The 15,901-nt window shown below is 73.0% G+C and carries 13 protein-coding genes and 2 tRNA genes; 9 read left to right on the top strand and 6 right to left on the bottom strand.

Annotated features, from left to right (window positions below):
• Positions 1-26: 26 nt before the first annotated feature.
• The 3 genes from BUE44_RS04375 to pepN all read right to left on the bottom strand — a co-directional run bounded on the left by BUE44_RS04375 (position 27) and on the right by pepN (position 7,545).
• A complete protein-coding gene (locus BUE44_RS04375) occupies positions 27-3,359 on the bottom strand; it encodes a S8 family serine peptidase (protein ID WP_235001902.1) in 3,333 nt (1,110 codons plus the stop codon).
• Between the two features lie 174 nt (positions 3,360-3,533).
• Positions 3,534-4,748, bottom strand: coding sequence for a hypothetical protein (locus BUE44_RS04380; RefSeq protein WP_073493888.1), 1,215 nt, complete (start codon positions 4,746-4,748; stop codon positions 3,534-3,536).
• 169 nt (positions 4,749-4,917) lie between these two features.
• Positions 4,918-7,545, bottom strand: a complete 2,628-nt coding sequence (gene pepN, locus BUE44_RS04385; protein ID WP_073493890.1) for an aminopeptidase N — start codon at positions 7,543-7,545, stop codon at positions 4,918-4,920.
• A gap of 177 nt (positions 7,546-7,722) precedes the next feature.
• Between pepN and BUE44_RS04390 the strand changes: the two genes are divergently transcribed.
• The 5 genes from BUE44_RS04390 (at position 7,723) to BUE44_RS04410 (ending at position 10,969) form a co-directional block, all read left to right on the top strand.
• Positions 7,723-8,370: a mycothiol-dependent nitroreductase Rv2466c family protein gene (locus BUE44_RS04390; protein WP_073493892.1), complete on the top strand. Its 648-nt coding sequence runs from the start codon at positions 7,723-7,725 to the stop codon at positions 8,368-8,370.
• 14 nt (positions 8,371-8,384) lie between these two features.
• On the top strand, positions 8,385-8,771 hold the full coding sequence (locus BUE44_RS04395) for a VOC family protein (protein WP_073493894.1): 387 nt from the start codon (positions 8,385-8,387) through the stop codon (positions 8,769-8,771).
• Between the two features lie 232 nt (positions 8,772-9,003).
• Positions 9,004-9,603: a biotin transporter BioY gene (locus tag BUE44_RS04400; protein ID WP_073493896.1), complete on the top strand. Its 600-nt coding sequence runs from the start codon at positions 9,004-9,006 to the stop codon at positions 9,601-9,603.
• A gap of 63 nt (positions 9,604-9,666) precedes the next feature.
• Entirely contained in the window at positions 9,667-10,155 is a 489-nt protein-coding gene (locus tag BUE44_RS04405; RefSeq protein WP_073493899.1) for a ribose-5-phosphate isomerase, read from the top strand.
• 7 nt (positions 10,156-10,162) lie between these two features.
• On the top strand, positions 10,163-10,969 hold the full coding sequence (locus tag BUE44_RS04410; RefSeq protein WP_073493901.1) for an Fpg/Nei family DNA glycosylase: 807 nt from the start codon (positions 10,163-10,165) through the stop codon (positions 10,967-10,969).
• Positions 10,970-10,982: 13 nt separating this feature from the next.
• Here the strand turns inward: BUE44_RS04410 and BUE44_RS04415 are convergent, their stop codons facing one another.
• The gene (locus BUE44_RS04415; protein ID WP_073493904.1) at positions 10,983-12,212 is read right to left on the bottom strand and encodes a GNAT family N-acetyltransferase; all 1,230 of its coding nucleotides are present in this window, start codon (positions 12,210-12,212) and stop codon (positions 10,983-10,985) included.
• Positions 12,213-12,386: 174 nt separating this feature from the next.
• On the opposite strand from BUE44_RS04415, the gene BUE44_RS04420 reads away from it, so the two are divergent.
• On the top strand, positions 12,387-13,529 hold the full coding sequence (locus tag BUE44_RS04420) for a PP2C family protein-serine/threonine phosphatase (RefSeq protein WP_073493906.1): 1,143 nt from the start codon (positions 12,387-12,389) through the stop codon (positions 13,527-13,529).
• Between the two features lie 138 nt (positions 13,530-13,667).
• Positions 13,668-13,862 (top strand): hypothetical protein, encoded by a 195-nt coding sequence (locus tag BUE44_RS04425; RefSeq protein WP_073493908.1) that lies wholly within the window; start codon positions 13,668-13,670, stop codon positions 13,860-13,862.
• Here the strand turns inward: BUE44_RS04425 and BUE44_RS04430 are convergent.
• Complete coding sequence (locus tag BUE44_RS04430) at positions 13,827-14,855, bottom strand: asparaginase (RefSeq protein WP_073493911.1); 1,029 nt, start codon at positions 14,853-14,855, stop codon at positions 13,827-13,829. The two genes, BUE44_RS04425 and BUE44_RS04430, sit on opposite strands and share 36 nt — an antisense overlap.
• A 179-nt stretch (positions 14,856-15,034) precedes the next feature.
• Between BUE44_RS04430 and BUE44_RS04435 the strand changes: the two genes are divergently transcribed.
• Positions 15,035-15,487: an Lrp/AsnC family transcriptional regulator gene (locus tag BUE44_RS04435; RefSeq protein WP_073493914.1), complete on the top strand. Its 453-nt coding sequence runs from the start codon at positions 15,035-15,037 to the stop codon at positions 15,485-15,487.
• 71 nt (positions 15,488-15,558) lie between these two features.
• On the opposite strand, the gene BUE44_RS04440 is transcribed toward BUE44_RS04435, so the two are convergent.
• Positions 15,559-15,629: transfer RNA gene (locus tag BUE44_RS04440), tRNA-Gly, on the bottom strand.
• Between the two features lie 111 nt (positions 15,630-15,740).
• Between BUE44_RS04440 and BUE44_RS04445 the strand changes: the two genes are divergently transcribed.
• Positions 15,741-15,817: transfer RNA gene (locus tag BUE44_RS04445), tRNA-Pro, on the top strand.
• Positions 15,818-15,901: the final 84 nt, after the last annotated feature.

Here is a 15,901-nt window from a genome sequence, read left to right on the forward strand (position 1 = left end):
ACCCGTCCCCCCGGAAGCCACCCCGGCTAGGGAGTCGTCGAGGTGATGATGACGCTTCCCGTGCCGGCGGCGGTGCCGCCGGCGGTGAGGAGCTGGACCTGTCCGAAGAGCTGCCGCCCCGCAGGGGCTTGCGCGGCGGCGAGGACGGTCGCGGAGATCGGCGCCGTGGCGCCGTGCGCGAGGTTGACGGGGGCGGACGTGTCGACCGTGACCTGGCCGAGGGCGGCGGAGTAGTAGACGTCCTCGTAGGAGTAGGTCGTGGAGCCGGACGGCACCGAGTATCCGTCCACCTCGAAGGTGTACGTGCCGGGTGCCGGGTCGGTGAGGCTGACCGACTCCTCCGCGTCACCGTCGGCGGACTGCCCGATGAGCACGCCGTCGCGGTAGACGTAGAGGTCGAGGTCGGCCTGCTGGTCGGAGGGCGATCCGATGGAGACGTCGAGACGCGAGGCACCGGCGCCGAGCGTCAGCGTCGTCGTCTGGGAGTCGCCCTCGGCGATGGTCGGCGTGGCCGTGAGGGCCGAGCCGAGCGGCCCGCCGCTCAGCGAGCCGCCGGTGATCGCCGCGAAGCGGTTGGTGACGTTCCAGCTGACCGGCGCCGGGGCGCCGACCTTGGCGGAGGGCACCGTCTGCACGGCCGGGTCGAAGGCGGCTCCGAGGACGGAGACGGTCAGCACGTACGGGTTGTCGAGCTGCGGCGAGGTCCGCCGGGCCTCGACCTCGATCTCCCACACGCCCGGCAGCGGGTCGGCGTAGGAGCGCAGGTCGGGGCGGCAGGTGTTGGCGGGGTTGTTGTAGTTGGGGTAGCAGTTGGGGGTCTGGGTCGAGTCCAGCGGCACACCGTAGGGGTGCATGGTCACGAACCGGGTCTGGCTGCCCGCCGCGAGGCCGCCCATGGCGACTTCGAGGGAGGTCGCGCCGGCCGGGACGGTGAGGAAGTACGAGCGGGTGCTGTTCCGCTGGATCGTCCCGGAGCGGGTCAGCGTGTAGGACGGGCTCGCGATCGGCGTGGAGACGACGACGGCGGCCGCGATCTGCGTGTCGGTGCCGCGGGTGAGCGGGTCGTCGACGTTCAGCAGGGCGCTGTGCACGCCGGCGGTCCGCGGCTTGGCGGTGACCTTCACGGTGACCGGCTTGTTCAGCGGCAGCGCCACCAGCGGGCTCGCGACCGAGAAGGTGCCGTCGTTGTGCGCCCAGGTCAGGGTGTGCAGCTGGGCGTAGGCGGGCCCGCCGGTGCGGGTGACGGTGACGCTGTACGTGCGCTGCTGACCGGTCGCCAGGCCGCCTTCGCGGTCGTAGACCCCGGTGCCGTACCCGGGGGTCTGCAGGAAGCTGGACAGCGCGGTGTCGACCGGCGCCTTGACGGTGTACGTGTCGGTGGTGCCGCCGTGCCGCAGCAGGTCCCAGGCGGGGCCGACGGCGACGAGGCCGGCGCCCTGGTCGACGGTCTGGAAGCCGGGGATGTTCCTGGCGGTGCTGATCAGCGCCGTGCGCAGCTGCGCCGGGGTGACCGTCAGGTGCTGCGCCTTGGCGGCGGACAGCAGCAGGGCGGCGGCTCCGGTGGCCTGCGGTGAGGCCATCGAGGTGCCCTGGAGCATGGCGTAGCCGGGCGGCAGGGTGTAGCCGGCGTCGGCGACGGGCGAGCCCGGCTCCCAGGTCGGCACGGAGTTGATGGCGGCGCCGGGCGCGGTGATGACGGGCGCGAGGCCGCCGTCCTCGCGCGGGCCGCGGGAGGAGAAGGGCAGCAGCGAGTACGGCACGGTGGTCTGCGAGCCGTAGTTGGCGGCCCAGGTCTCACGGGAGATGGACGCGCCGACGCTGAGGACGTGGTCGGCCAGGCCGGGGTCGCCGATGGTGTTGACGCCGGGGCCGTCGTTGCCCGCGGAGATCACCAGCTGCACCCCGTAGGTGTCGATGAGCTGCTTGTAGAGCAGGTCGCGGGCGCTGGCGCCGTCGTTGAGGGCGCCGAGGCCGCCGATGGACATGTTGACGACGTCGACATGGTGGTTGACCACCAGGTCGGTCATGCCCTCGGTGAGCGCGATGTTGGTGCAGCCGCCGCTCCAGGTGCAGGCCCGGGAGGAGACGATCTTGGCGCCGGGTGCGGCGCCGCTCATCTTGCCGCCGAAGAGCCCGTTGGCGGCGGTGATGCCTGCGACGTGCGTGCCGTGCTCGGACTGCACGAGGCCGATGTTGACGAAGTCGGCCTTCTTGCCGACCCAGGTGCCCCCGTAGGGGTCCATCGGGACGTCTTTGCGGATCTCGATGGTGAACGGGATCGACTCGGAGATCGGCGTGGCCGGGTCGTCGGTGCCGAAGTGGCCGATCTGGAAGCCGTCCTTGTACGGCTTCATGGCGGTGTCGTCGCCGAAGTCGCCGTTGCTGTTCAGGTCCACCCGGACGGTGCCGGCGGCCGGGTCGTAGAGCACGCCCCACACGTCGGTGGTGTCGCCGTCGCGGTTGAGGTCGCCGAGCATGTCGCCGCCCTTGGTGGCGGCCTCGGCGAAGGTGCTGAAGAGGTAGCTGCCGGCGGGCGCGGTCCAGGCGCGGCCGGCCGCGGTGAAGGACGGCCCCGTGACGCCGGTGACCATGGGCCGCCAGGTGGCGTCGGCGTCGAGTATCGGGTCGGTCGCGGTGACCCAGTCGATGATCTTCCGCTCGCCCGTGGTGGTCTTCTGCAGCGCCGGGTGGCCGACGTCGACGCCGGAGTCCAGGATGCCGATGGTGATGCCGCGGCCGTCGGCGGCGGGGTGGTCCTTGACGAAGTCCACCGCGCCGGTCTCGAAGGCGGGCTCGTACGGGTTCTTGGCGGGGGTGTGCTGGTCGGGGCCCGGGTAGGTGGTCGCGGGCTCGGCCGGGTGGTGCGACGCGGCGGCGGTGGTGTCGGCGGCCGGCGTCGGGTCGTCCAGCTTGACCTCCTGCTTGAGGTCGATGGCCAGCACCGAGGGCAGCTTCTGGGCCGCGCCGATCGCCGCGTCCGCCTTCGCGGTGGGCACGGTGGCGCGGACGTAGCCGAGCTGGTCGTAGGTCCGGCCGACGCTGGCGCCCTGGGCGTGCAGCCGGGAGGTGATCTCCGCGGTGCTGCCGGGCTTGCCGGCGATCATGAAGGTGACGTTCTTGTCGCCGTCCGCCTTGGCCTTGGCCAGCAGGGTGGCGTCGGCGGAACCGAGCTTGTCCGCCGCGTCCTTGCCGGGATCGGCGGGGGCGTCCGAGCCGGTGGCGGGAGCCGTGGTGGGCGCGGTGGGCGCGCTGTCGGCGACCGCCAGCGCGGGACCTGCGGCCGTCAGCGCGGCCACCAGGCCCGCGGCGAGCGCGAGCCGGGCCGTGCGTCTCGTGCCTGGTATGTGAGCGAGTGGCATGGGCATCCTGTTCGGACCGTCGGGCGGGTGTTCGGAAAACGGAACCGTACGCCCCGTCACCCTGCCGGGAAAAGCCTCTCTTTGTGGTGCGTTGACCTTCCGTTGGGCCGTCGGTGACGTGTTTACGCCAGTGCCGGACCACCGCAAAACCGCCCAAGAGCCGCGGGGTCGAGCTCAGCGCGGGGAAACCACGACATAGGCGGCGGGCAACTGGTCCGCCGCGGCCACCAGGGCCGTACGCACCACGGCCGCCTGCTGCTCGGCCGCGTCGCGCAGCTTGGCCGCGGTGACGTGCACGAGCGTGATGCCCAGCGCTTCGAGCCGCTCGCGCTGCCGTACGCAGCGCGCCCACACCTCGTCGTCGCCGAACTCCGCCACCGGCAGGCAGGTTTCGCCGCCGTTCCCGCGGTAAAGGGCGTCGCCGAACGGATCGGCGTAGACGTCGCCGAGCCCGCGGGCGCCGTCCATGGCGGAAACGCCGTCCAGCGCCGGGCCGCGGTCCGTGGCGAAGCCGCCGTCCATTGCCGAGTGCTCGTCCATTGCCGAGCCGTGGCCCATTGCCGAGCCGCCCGGCGGCCGCCCGGCCCGCGGGTCGATGGCCAGGGCCACCGCGTGCTCGGGCCAGTAGGCGTCCACGGCGCCCAGCGGCGGCCCGCTCGGCAGCCGCAGCTCCACGTTCCATACCGGGTCGGGCAGTTGCTGGTCGCGCACCATCGCGTAGAGCCGCTGCTCCGCCATGGCGCGCTCGGCGCCGTGCAGCGCCGCGACAGCCGCGGCCACCTGCGGGCGCCCCAGCAGGCCCGCGCCGGCCAGTTCGCGCAGGACGGCGCCGGCGTCGCAGTGCCCGCCGCGTACGGCCTCGGTCAGCAGCCGCCGTACGGTCACGGCGTCGTCCAGGTCCGCGACCGCGTCGGCCAGGGCGCGCGGCACCGGGGCGCAGGGCAGGCCGGCCACCTCCTGCGGGCGGGGCAGATCGCGGGCGCGGTGGATGGACACGTCGCCGGCGTCCCGCAGCCGCCGCTGGCGCGGCACCAGGATGTCGATGCGCGCCAGCCCCGGCAGCGGCGGCACGCACGAGAAGCGGTGCAGGGCGAGCGCGGCCAAGCCCGTCACCATGGCCTCCCGGCCGCCGCCGCGCGGGCCGTGCGCGTGCGGGGCGCGGCCGGCGTAGAGCAGCGCGGCCTGCAACCGCTGCCGGCTCGTCGGCCGCCCCGAGTGCAGCAGATACACCTGGGGGAGCACCTGCCGCCAGGGTCCGCCCGGCCGGCAGCGGGCGGCGACGGCGGCCGCGCTGACGCCGAGGCCACGCAGTTGGTGGAGGGTCAGGACCTGCTGCTGCGCGGGCAGTCGGCGGTCCAGCGCGCGGGGGGTGCGGGAGTTCGTGTTCATGGCGACGTCGTTCCCGCCGCCCGGGTGGTCACTAACCGCTGTTACCTACTCGTCGACAAAACAGGACAAGACCGGGCTAAAGTCCAGGTGTTCGGACGCCGATCAGCGGATTTCCCCCGTTCGGGTGACGAGGGGCCGCCCACCAGGCGGGACGGCCCGTGGCCCGTCGTCAGAGCGCGGCGCCCGGGCGGGCCGCCTCGGCCGCGCGGGCGTCGCAGGTTTGAGCGCGTGAGGCCCGCGCCAGGTCGTCCCGCCCTTCGAGCACCAGGCGGCGCAGCGCGGGCGCGGCGTCCGGGTGGCCGTTCAGCCACGCGTCGGTGGCCGCCAGCGTCGCCGAGGGGTCCTGGAGGGCCGGGAAGAGCCCGGTGACCACGGCCATCGCGGTCTCGATCGAACGGGTCGCCCACAGCCGCTCCAGCGACGCGAAATACCGCTCGGTGAACGGCGCGAGCAGGTCACGCTGGGAAGGCTGCACGAAGCCCGCGATGGTCGCCTCCACCAGCGCGTTGGACAGCGCGTCGGAGTCCACCACGTCGGCCCAGGCCGACACCTTGACCGCGGCGGAGGGCCGCGCCGCCAGGCAGCGCACCTCGTGCCGGTGGCCGGAGGCCGTGTCGTCCCTGGCCCGCTCGGCGGCGATCGCCGCCGAGTCCGCCGCGCCGTGCGCGGTCAGCGCGCCCAGGAAGGTCCAGCGCAGCTCCTGGTCCACCACCAGCCCGTCGATCTTCGCCGAACCCTCGAGCAGCCCGTGCAGCAGCTGCAGGTCGGCGGCCGACGAGGCGACCGAGGCGAAGAACCGCGCCCACGCCAGCTGGTGCCCGCTGCCCGGCTCCGCGAGCCGCAGCTCGTGCAGGGCGCCCTGGGCCAGCTCGGTCGCCGCCAGGTCGCGGCGGTCCGGCGCCACGTAGTGCGCCAGCGCGGTCCGCGCCTGGAGGTGCAGCGACTGCAGCACCCCGATGTCGCTCTCCCGGCCCGCGAAGAGCAGCACCAGGCCCAGGTAGTCGCCGGCCGGCATCAGCGCGTCCCTGGTCAGGCTCCACACCGCCGACCAGGCCAGCGCCCGGGCCAGCGGGTCCGACAGGTCGCCCAGGTGGGAGCGCAGCGTGTCCAGTGAGGCCGGGTCGAAGCGGACCTTGCAGTACGTCAGGTCGTCGTCGTTGACCAGCACCAGGTCGGGCCGCGGCCGGCCGGACAGCTCGGCGACCACGGTGACCGGGCCCGCCACGTCGGTCTCGGCCCGCGCGTACCGCTCCAGGGCGCCGCCGGGCATCCGCCGGTAGAGGCCCACCGCGACGCGGTGCGGGCGCAGCTGCGGGTGCGCCGGGTCGTCCGCGGTCTGCAGCACCGCCAACTCGGTGATCCTGCCCTCGGCGTCCAGGACGAGCTGCGGGGTCAGCGAGTTGACGCCCGCCGTCTCCAGCCACGCCCGCGACCAGGCCGGCATGTCGCGGCCCGAGGTCTCGGTGAGCACCGACAGCAGGTCGGCCAGTTCGGTGCTGCCGTACGCGTGCCGCCTGAAATACCGCCGGGCCGCCTCCATGAAGGCGTCCTCGCCGACGTAGGCCACCAGCTGCTTGAGCACCGAGGCGCCCTTGGAGTAGGTGATGCCGTCGAAGTTGAGCTTGGCGTCCTCCAGGTCGCGGATGTCCGCGACCACCGGGTGGGTGGACGGCAGCTGGTCGGCGCGGTAGGCCCACGACTTGCGGCGGTTGGCGAAAGTGATCCAGCCCTCCGTGTACTGCGTGGCCGCCACCTGCGAGAAGGCCGCCATGAAGTCCGCGAAGGACTCCTTGAGCCACAGGTCGTCCCACCAGCGCATGGTCACCAGGTCGCCGAACCACATGTGAGCCATCTCGTGCAGCACCACGCTGGCCCGGTGCTCGTACGACGCGCGCGTCACCTTGCCGCGGAAGACGAACTCCTCGCGGAAGGTCACGCAGCCCGGATTCTCCATCGCCCCGATGTTGTACTCCGGCACGAAGGCCTGGTCGTACTTCCCGAAGGGATACGGGTAGTCGAAGGTGTCGTGGTAGAAGTCCAGGCCCTGCTTGGTGACGGTGAAGATCTCGTCGGCGTCGAAATGCCGCGCCAGCGAGCGGCGGCACAGCGCGCTCAGCGGGATGTCGAGCGTCACCTTGTCGTCGAAGGCGCGCGAGTAGTGGTCGCGCTCGACGTGGTAGGGGCCGGCGACGACCGCGGTGATGTACGTGGCGATCGGCAGCGTCGGGCGGAAGCGGGTGGTCGCGCCGCCGCCGTCCGCCGCGCCGGGCTCGCCGTCGGGCTCGGCGTTGGACAGCACCGTCCAGCTCTCCGGGGCGGTCACCTGGAAGGTGAAGGGCGCCTTGAGGTCCGGCTGCTCGAAGTTCGCGAAGACCCGGCGGGCGTCGGCCGGTTCGTACTGCGTGTACAGGTAGACCTCGCCGTCCTCCGGGTCTTCGAAGCGGTGCAGGCCCTCGCCCGTACGGCTGTAGGCGCAACGCGCGTCGACGACCAGGGTGTTGCGCTCGGCGAGGCCCTCCAGGGCGATCCTGGCGCCGTCCCAGACCGCCGCGGGGTCCAGCTCCCGGCCGTTCAGCCGCACCGAGGTCACCTCGGAGGCGACGAGATCGGCGAAGGACGACGCTGCGGGGCGCGCGCACCGGAAGTCGATCACCGTGGTGGACCGGAAGGTGCGCTCCGCGTCCGCGGGCGCGGCACCGACCGCCGTCCGCACGTCGAGCGCCACGTCGTAGCGCTCCACCGACAGGATCGCGGCCCGCTCGCGGGCCTCCTCACGGCTCAGGTTCTCGCCGGGCACGGGCGGCTCCTTCGTCTATGACCCCCGGAAACGGACACGCAACGCCCCGCATCCTTCCACGGTGGTACGACAGGACCGCGCCGACCAGCGCGTACGGTGGCGCCGCGGCGGGAATGCCGCCGCGCAGGCACCGCGTTGTCCGTTCAGGAGTGCCATGCCACGACCGAGGAGTACGCAGTGACCGCGACCGCCCCCGAGACCACCACCACACCGGCCGACTTCTGGTTCGACCCGCTGTGCCCCTGGGCATGGATGACGTCCCGCTGGATGCTGGAGGTCGAGAAGCTCCGCCCCATCACGGTGCGCTGGCACGTGATGAGCCTGGCCGTGCTCAACGAGGACAAGCTCGACACCCTCCCCGAGGGCTACGCCGACTTCCTGCGGGAGGCCTGGGGGCCGGTCCGGGTGGTGATCGCCGCACAGCAGCTGCACGGCGACGAGGTCGTCGGCCCGCTCTACGAGGCGCTCGGCACCCGCTTCCACAACCAGGAGCAGCCCAGGAACAAGGAGACCATCGCCGCCGCGCTCGTATCGGTCGGGCTGCCGGCCGAGCTGGCCGACTACGCCGACAAGGACACGTACGACGCCGAACTGCGCGCCTCCCACAAGGAGGGCATCGACAAGGTCGGCCAGGAGGTCGGCACCCCGGTGATCGCGGTCCCCGGCTCCGACGGCGAGCAGATCGCCTTCTTCGGCCCGGTCGTCACCCCCGCCCCCAAGGGCGAGGACGCGGCGAAGCTGTGGGACGGCACGCTCCTGGTGGCGTCCATCCCCGGCTTCTACGAGATCAAGCGCACCCGCACCGCCGGGCCCAGCTTCGAGTAGAGCGGTCGGGAACCATGGCACACCTGGGTCTGGTGTCCCTCGTCGTACGGGACTACGACGAGGCCGTCGCCTACTACACGCACGCGCTCGGCTTCGAGCTGCGCGAGGACACCGCGCGGGAGGACGGCGGCCGCTGGGTCGTCGTCGCACCGCCCGGCGCCCGCGAGACCGGCCTGCTGCTCGCGCTGGCCACCACCCCGGCGCAGACCGCCAGGGTCGGCGACCAGACCGGCGGCCGGGTCGGGCTCTTCCTGAACACCGAGGACTTCGACGGCGACTACAAGCGGATGGTCGCGGCCGGCGTCGTCTTCGAGGAGGAGCCGCGCTACGAGCCGTACGGCGCGGTGGTCGTCTTCCACGACCTCTACGGCAACAGGTGGGATCTCATCCAGCCCGCCTGAGTTGGCGGAACCGCACAGGACGAGACGACCGGGGCGGATCCCGTACGCACCCGCCCCGGTCGTGGCCGCGCGTGACGTGGGTCACGCGACCTGGTCAAACGGCTCCGCGCCCGAGCGCGGGAGTCTCCAAGCGGATGATCACGGCTTTGTCGGGGTCCGACGATGAAGGGGGCGCGACGGCTGGGTTAGCGTCACGGTGTCCCCCCGATCACCCCCAACCCGCGGAGAACCGATGAGCGCCACAGCTGCCCCCGGCCGGGCCGGAACCGTACTCGCCGACCTGCTTCCCGCGTCCTCCGCCGGCCGCGCCCGGCTCAGGGACGCCGCCCTGGTGGCCGGCGGCGCCGTGCTCACGGGGCTGGCCGCCCAGCTGTCCGTGCCCGTGCCGGGCTCCCCGGTCCCGGTCACCGGCCAGACCTTCGCCGCGCTGCTCGTCGGCTCGGCGCTCGGCGCGCGCCGCGGTGTCGCCTCGCTCGGCCTGTACGCCGCCGCCGGCGCGGCCGGCCTGCCGTGGTTCGCCGGCGGCGCGTCCGGCTGGTCCATGCCGAGCTTCGGCTACATCCTCGGGATGCTCCTCGCCTCCGGCGTGGTCGGTTTCCTCGCCCGCCGCGGCGGCGACCGCACCGTGCTGCGCACCGCCGGCGTCATGGCCCTCGGCTCCGCCGTCATCTACGCCGTCGGCGTCCCCTACCTGGCCTGGTCCGCCCACCTCTCGTCCCACCAGGCGCTGACGCTTGGCCTGCGCCCGTACCTGCTCGGCGACGCCCTCAAGGCCGCCCTCGCGATGGCGGCCCTCCCGGCCGCCTGGCGGCTGAGCCGGCCCTCCGCATAGGGGGTCCGCCTCGCCCGGCGGGGTGCGGGCGGGGCGGACGGCCGGGGGTGGAAGACTGGGGGCATGCGCGTGTACCTCGGCTCGGATCATGCCGGCTTCGAACTCAAGAACCACCTCGTCGAATGGCTGACAGGCAACGGGTACCAGCCCGTGGACTGCGGCCCGCACATCTATGACGCGGTGGACGACTACCCGCCCTTCTGCCTCCGCGCAGCGGAGCGCACCGCCGCCGACCCCGGCAGCCTCGGCGTCGTGATCGGCGGGTCCGGCAACGGCGAGCAGATCGCCGCGAACAAGGTGCGCGGTGTCCGCGCCGCCCTGGCGTGGAGCGAGCAGACCGCCGCACTGGCCCGCGAGCACAACGACGCCAACGTGCTGAGCATCGGCGGCCGGATGCACTCCCAGGAGGACGCGGTGAAGTTCGTCGAGCTGTTCTTGACGACGCCGTATTCGCACGAGGAGCGCCACCAGCGCCGGATCGACATGCTCACCGCCTACGAGGCCACCGGCGAGCTGCCGCCGATCCCGGCGAACCACCCCCGGCAGGACTGACCGGGCGATGCCCGAAGGCCACACGATCCACCGGCTGGCCGCCGACCACGACGAGCGGTTCCGCGGCCGGACGGTGCGGGCGAGCAGCCCGCAGGGCAAGTTCTCCGACGGCGCCGCGCTGGTCGACGGCCGGGTGATGACCGGGGCGCAGGCGCACGGCAAGCACCTCTTCCTCGGCTTCGGCGACACCGGCTGGGTGCACGTCCACCTGGGGCTGATCGGGAAGTTCGGCTTCGGTGACGGCCCGGCGCCGCCGCCGGGCGACACCGTGCGGCTGCGTATCGCCACGCCGTCGCATTACGCCGACCTGCGCGGCCCCGCCGCCTGCGCGCTGATCACCGATCCCGACAAGCAGGCGATACACGACCGGCTCGGCCCCGACCCGCTGCGCCCCGGCGACGACCCGGGGCGCGTCCACGCCAGGATGGCCAGGTCCCGGATCAGCGTGGCCGCGCTGCTGCTCGACCAGAAGGTCGTCGCGGGCGTCGGCAACGTCTACCGCGCGGAAGTGCTCTTCCGGCACGGCGTGGACCCCTTCCTGCCCGGCCGCGACCTGCCGCGGCCGGTGTGGGACGCGATGTGGGCCGACCTGGTGGCGCTGATGCGCGAGGGCGTGCGCACCAACCGGATCGACACCGTGCGCCCCGAGCACGAGCCCGAGGCGATGGGCCGCCCGCCGCGGGTGGACGACCACGGCGGCGAGGTCTACGTCTACCGCCGAACCGGGCAGCCGTGCCTGGTCTGCGGCACCGCCGTCCGCACCCGGCCGCTGGACGCCCGCAACCTCTTCTGGTGCCCCACCTGCCAGTCCTGAGCCCGCACGTCTCCTAGAAGCCGTGCGGCAGCCACGGGTCCAGGTCGGAGCGGAAGGCGGCCGACGCCTCGGCCAGCGCGCCGGGGCGCAGTTCGGCGACCAGCCCCGCACCGGCCAGTGCCCGCAGGCCGTGGCCGCCGAGATAGGCGGTGCCCAACTCCCGCGCTCCCAGGGCGAGGTCGGCCGGGTCAGAGGTCCGCACGCAGCTCGCCCCCGTGGCGTCGCCCGCCAGCCGCCAGCGCCCGGTGTTCCACGGGCAGAAGGCGTCCTCGACGTCGAGGACCACGTCGACCGGCGCGGTGTAGGCGCGCGCCGCGAGGGCGGCGGGCAGGTCCACCAGGCGTACGTACAGCCCGTCGCGCCAGCCGAAGTCGCAGCGCCGGATGTCGGAGACGATCTGCTGCACCGGATCGTCGACCGGGCGGTTGTGGAAGGTCAGCCGGGCGGCCAGGTCGATCTCGGTGAGGTAGCGCCACAGGGCCGCGTACGTCACCGGATCGAGTGCTTCGACGTCCCGCAGTTTGACGGTGCTGTCGGGCACGCCGAGCCGGGTGCCGCCGGCCTTGACGCTGTAGCGGGCGTAGCCGCGCACCTCGCCGTCGACCTCCGCGAGCACGCACAACCGCGCGCCGAAGCCGCCGCGGGCGCTGGGCGGGTCCATCAGCGGCAGCCGCTCCCACTGCGGCTGCCTGGCCAGCATGCCGGGCCTGGTGGGCACCAGGCGGGCGTAGACCGCCTCGCAGGCCGCCACGCCCTCCGCCGGGGTCACCAGCCGCAGCCGCACCGCGTCGGCGCCCGGCGGCACCGCCACCGAGACCCGGGTGGTGTCGATCAGCCCGTGCAGCTGCCGGGTGGCGGCGCCGTAGCCGAACCGGCCGTAGATCGACGGCTCGGAGGCGGTCAGCAGCGCCACGGTGAGGCCGCGGTCGCGGAAGTCGTCCAACTGCCGGCGCATCATCGCGGTGAGCACGCCACGGCGGCGGTGCGTCGGCTGGACGCTGACCATGGTGACGCCGGCCGCGTCGAGCAGGGTGCCGCCCGGCACGGTCATCCGGAAGTCGAAGGCGCCCGCGGTGCCGACGATCCCGCCGTCGGCCCAGGCGGCGATCGACCGCTCGAACGGCAGGAAATCCCGCCACATCGCCATTTCCTCGGGGTCCTCGGCATCGCCGAAGGCCCGCTCGAGGCGGAGCGCGAACTCCTCCCAGTCCTCGGCCGCAAGCACCCGCAGATCGATCTTCATGTCCTCTGCCTACCAGGACGACCCGCTGCGGGGATACATATTTTCCCCGGGCGGTCCCGCTGGTTTCCCGCGGCGGCCCCGTGGGCATCATCGGCCCCGTAACAGCTCACCCGGACGGCTCACAACCCATCCGGCCTGCACGGCAGGGCCATCCGTGGATAGGGTCGCCGGAACATGGCGAAGACGGTGGTGGGCGAGGGGCCTCGGCTCAGGTGGCGCAGAAGACTGCACCGGGCCCGCCTCGGCGTGCGCAAGTCCGCCGTCGACTACTTCCGCGGCGGCGCCTCCGACTGGGCCGGCCTCGGCGTCCTGATCGCGATGATCCCGATCCTGGCGTACACGACCGTGGTCACGTCCGAATGGTGCCCGCCCAGCGCCCTGGTGCTGCCGATCCTGGCCGGCGGGCTGCTGCTGCGCCCCTCCAGCCTGCTGCTGGTCTACGCGGCCTCCGCCGTCGCGCTGATCGCCGAGTCGGCCGCGCTCGGCCCCTACCGCGAGGGGCCCGCCCGGGTCACCCCCGGCACGGTGCTCGTGGTGACCGCGGTGGCCCTGACCGGCCTGATCATCGCCCAGTTCAGGGCCAGGGTCGGAGTGCCGTGGCGGGGCGGCCACACGATGCTGTTCGACCTCAGGGAAAGAATCCGCGTGCAGAGCAGGCTGCCGCGGCTGCCCGGCGGCTGGCACGCCGAGATGTCGCTGCGGCCGGCCGGCGGCCAGTCGTTCTCCGGCGACTTCGTGGTCGCCACCCGCAGTTCGGGCGGCCGGGTGCTCGAAGCGGTGCTCACCGACGTGTCGGGCAAGGGCATGGACGCCGCCTCGCGCTCGCTGCTGCTGTCCGGCGCCTTCGGCGGCCTGCTCGGCTCGCTGCCGCCGCACGCCTTCCTCACCGCCGCGAACGGCTACCTGCTGCGGCAGAACTGGGAGGAGGGCTTCGCGACCTCCGTGCACCTGGTGCTCGACCTGGAGAGCGGCGACTACGAACTGCTCTCCGCGGGCCACCCGCCGGGCGTCCAACTGCACGCCGGCAGCGGGCGATGGGAGGAGAAGGCCGCGGAGGGGCCGCTCCTGGGCGTCTACGACGGGGCCGAATTCCACGGCGTCAAGGGCACCTTGCGGTCCGGTGACGTGCTGATGCTGTTCACCGACGGGCTGGTGGAGACCGCGGAGCGGGACATCGCCGAGGGTATGGACCGGCTGATCGGCGAGGCCGACCGCTTCGTGGCCACCGGATTCCGCGGCTCCGCCTGGCGGTTGATCGAGGCGGTGGCCAAGGACGTCAACGACGACCGTGCGCTGCTGGTGGTGTGCCGCGACTAGCCCACGGGAATGGGACTATGGGCCGTGTGTCGTACGGGCGTTGATTGCCGGTCACCGGTGGCACGATGGGTACGGGCGAGGCGGGGGCGCGGCGTGGTCCCCGGACCGGCAAGGAACCGAAAGAGGAAGTGATCCGCTGTGGTTATCTCCCTGTCCGCCGCACTGTTGCTCGCGATCGTCCTGGTGGTGATGATCCGGAGCAAGACGATAAAGGTCGGCCCGGCGATCGTCGCCGCCCTGTTCGGCTTCTTCCTCGCGTCCACGAACATGGCGCCGGACATCAACCGGTTCCTGAACTCAGTGGCCGACACCATCAACCAGATAAAGATCTGACGCGGGCGCCGCCTCGGGGGCGGCGTCCAGGATCCGGCGCAGCCCCGCTCCGGCTCCCGTGCCCTCGTCCGCCAGCAGCGCGGCGAGCACCGCGATACGGGCCTGCCCCGGCTTGAGCGTGCCGGTCAGCAGGGCGCCCGCCGCGGCCAGGTCGACCGCGCCGCCGCCGGTGTAGAGCGGCGCCACGGCGCCGGCGGCCACCCGGGTGCTGACCGCGACGTGCACCCCGGCTGCGACGGCCCGGCGCACGGCGTCGGCGATCTCCGGGTTCGCGTTGCCCGCGCCGGTGCCGACCAGCACGATGCCGCGGGCGCCGGCCCCGACCGCCGCGTCGAAGAGCACCGAGTCGGCGTCGCTGTGGTGCATCACGATGTCCACCCGGGGGGTGGCGCTGCCGCGCTCGGGCAGCGGCAGCGGCGCGCGCCGCGGCTGCCGGCGCCCCCAGCTCACCCGGCCGAACTCGACCCGGCCCAGCGGCTGACCGTCCGGGGCGCCGAAGGCCCGGGCGTCCACGGTGTGCCGCTTGACCGTGCCGCGGGCGGCGAAGACCTGCCCGGCGAAGACGATCACGGCGCCGATGTCCCGGCCGGAGACGGCCGTCAGCAGCGCGTCGTACAGATTGCCCGCCGCGTCGCCGTCCGCCGCGTCCAGCGGCTGCTGGGCGCCGGTGAAGACCACCGGGCGCCGGTCGCCGTGGAAGAGGTCGACGAAGAAGGCGGACTCCTCCAGCGTGTCGGTGCCGTGGGTGACCACGACGCCGTCCACCTCGGGGTCGGCGAGCGCGTCGTGCACCGCGTGCAGCAGCCGCAGCTGGTGGTCGGTGGTCAGCCGCGAGCTGTTGACGGTGAAGAGGTCCACTACCCGCACCTCGACGTCCTCGGGCACCGCGCCGGCCTCCAGGACCTCCTGCCCGGCGGCCTCCGCCGCGTAGCCGTCGCCCTGCCATCGGCTGGCGATGGTGCCTCCGGTACTGATGACCACGACGTGCCGCACGATGCCTCCGCCTCCACTGCTGCCGATGTGCCGACCGCGCCCGGCGGTGCCGCCGATACCGATGAGGGCATGGCGGGACAGCGGTGCCGGATCGCTACTGCAATGATATGCGCGTAGACCCGCCATATGATTGCTAATACCGGCTGGTATTTGGGTGAAACCTGGCTGATACTGCTGCGATGGACGCCATCGACAGAAGCATCTTGCGCGAACTTCAGGCAGACGGCCGGCTCACCAACCAGGAGCTGGCCCAGCGCGTCGGCCTGACCCCCTCCCCCTGCCTGCGCCGGGTGCGCCAGCTGGAGGACGACGGGGTGATCCAGACCTACCGCGCGGTGGTCGACCCGGCGGCCGTCGGACGCGGCTTCGAGGTCTTCGCCTCGGTCGAGGTCCACCGCGACCGCGACTCCGTCGCCGCCTTCGAGGCCCAGGTCCAGTCCACCACCGACGTCGTCGAGGCCTACCGCCTCTACGGCGCCCCCGGCTGCCTGCTGCGCATCGCGGTGGCCGACTCCGACGCCTACGAGCGCTTCTGGACCGAGAAGCTCATCGCCCTGCCGGGCGTCAGCGACGTCAACTCCCAGATGATCATGCGCCGCATCAAGTCCCCCCAGGGCATCCCGGTCGACTGACCCCGCCCCGCCCGCCCCGCAACGAAAAACGCCCCCGGTCACCGGGAACGAACCCGGGCCGGAGGCCGAAGAGCGGGCGACGGGAATCGAACCCGCGTAGCTAGTTTGGAAGACTAGGGCTCTACCATTGAGCTACGCCCGCAGCGCCTCAGATTCTGGCACACCGTGCGGTTGTCGGTCGAACCGGATGAGGGGCGGGGCGAAAAGCGGCTGCCCACGGTCGACGGTGCATGTACTCTACGTGTCGCACCAGCGGGGTGTGGCGCAGCTTGGTAGCGCGTCCGCTTTGGGAGCGGAAGGCCGTCGGTTCGAATCCGGCCACCCCGACCAGACAGTTCCGCGCGGGCCGGCGCATACGGTGGCGGCGGCCGGGGGCTCTCGTCCGGCCCCGCCCGGCGGGCTTTGTGGTACCGG

It is taken from the genome of Actinacidiphila paucisporea (genome assembly GCF_900142575.1).
Taxonomy (GTDB): domain Bacteria; phylum Actinomycetota; class Actinomycetes; order Streptomycetales; family Streptomycetaceae; genus Actinacidiphila; species Actinacidiphila paucisporea.

Excerpts from the sequence above, each read along its gene's own strand:
- BUE44_RS04420 (WP_073493906.1), top strand. The coding sequence starts at position 12,387 with ATGGCGAAGACGGTGGTGGGCGAGGGGCCTCGGCTCAGGTGGCGCAGA.
- BUE44_RS04405 (WP_073493899.1), top strand. The coding sequence starts at position 9,667 with ATGCGCGTGTACCTCGGCTCGGATCATGCCGGCTTCGAACTCAAGAAC.
- BUE44_RS04375 (WP_235001902.1), bottom strand. The coding sequence starts at position 3,359 with ATGCCACTCGCTCACATACCAGGCACGAGACGCACGGCCCGGCTCGCG.
- BUE44_RS04380 (WP_073493888.1), bottom strand. The coding sequence starts at position 4,748 with ATGAACACGAACTCCCGCACCCCCCGCGCGCTGGACCGCCGACTGCCC.
- BUE44_RS04415 (WP_073493904.1), bottom strand. The coding sequence starts at position 12,212 with ATGAAGATCGATCTGCGGGTGCTTGCGGCCGAGGACTGGGAGGAGTTC.
- BUE44_RS04435 (WP_073493914.1), top strand. The coding sequence starts at position 15,035 with ATGGACGCCATCGACAGAAGCATCTTGCGCGAACTTCAGGCAGACGGC.
- BUE44_RS04410 (WP_073493901.1), top strand. The coding sequence starts at position 10,163 with ATGCCCGAAGGCCACACGATCCACCGGCTGGCCGCCGACCACGACGAG.
- BUE44_RS04400 (WP_073493896.1), top strand. The coding sequence starts at position 9,004 with ATGAGCGCCACAGCTGCCCCCGGCCGGGCCGGAACCGTACTCGCCGAC.
- BUE44_RS04395 (WP_073493894.1), top strand. The coding sequence starts at position 8,385 with ATGGCACACCTGGGTCTGGTGTCCCTCGTCGTACGGGACTACGACGAG.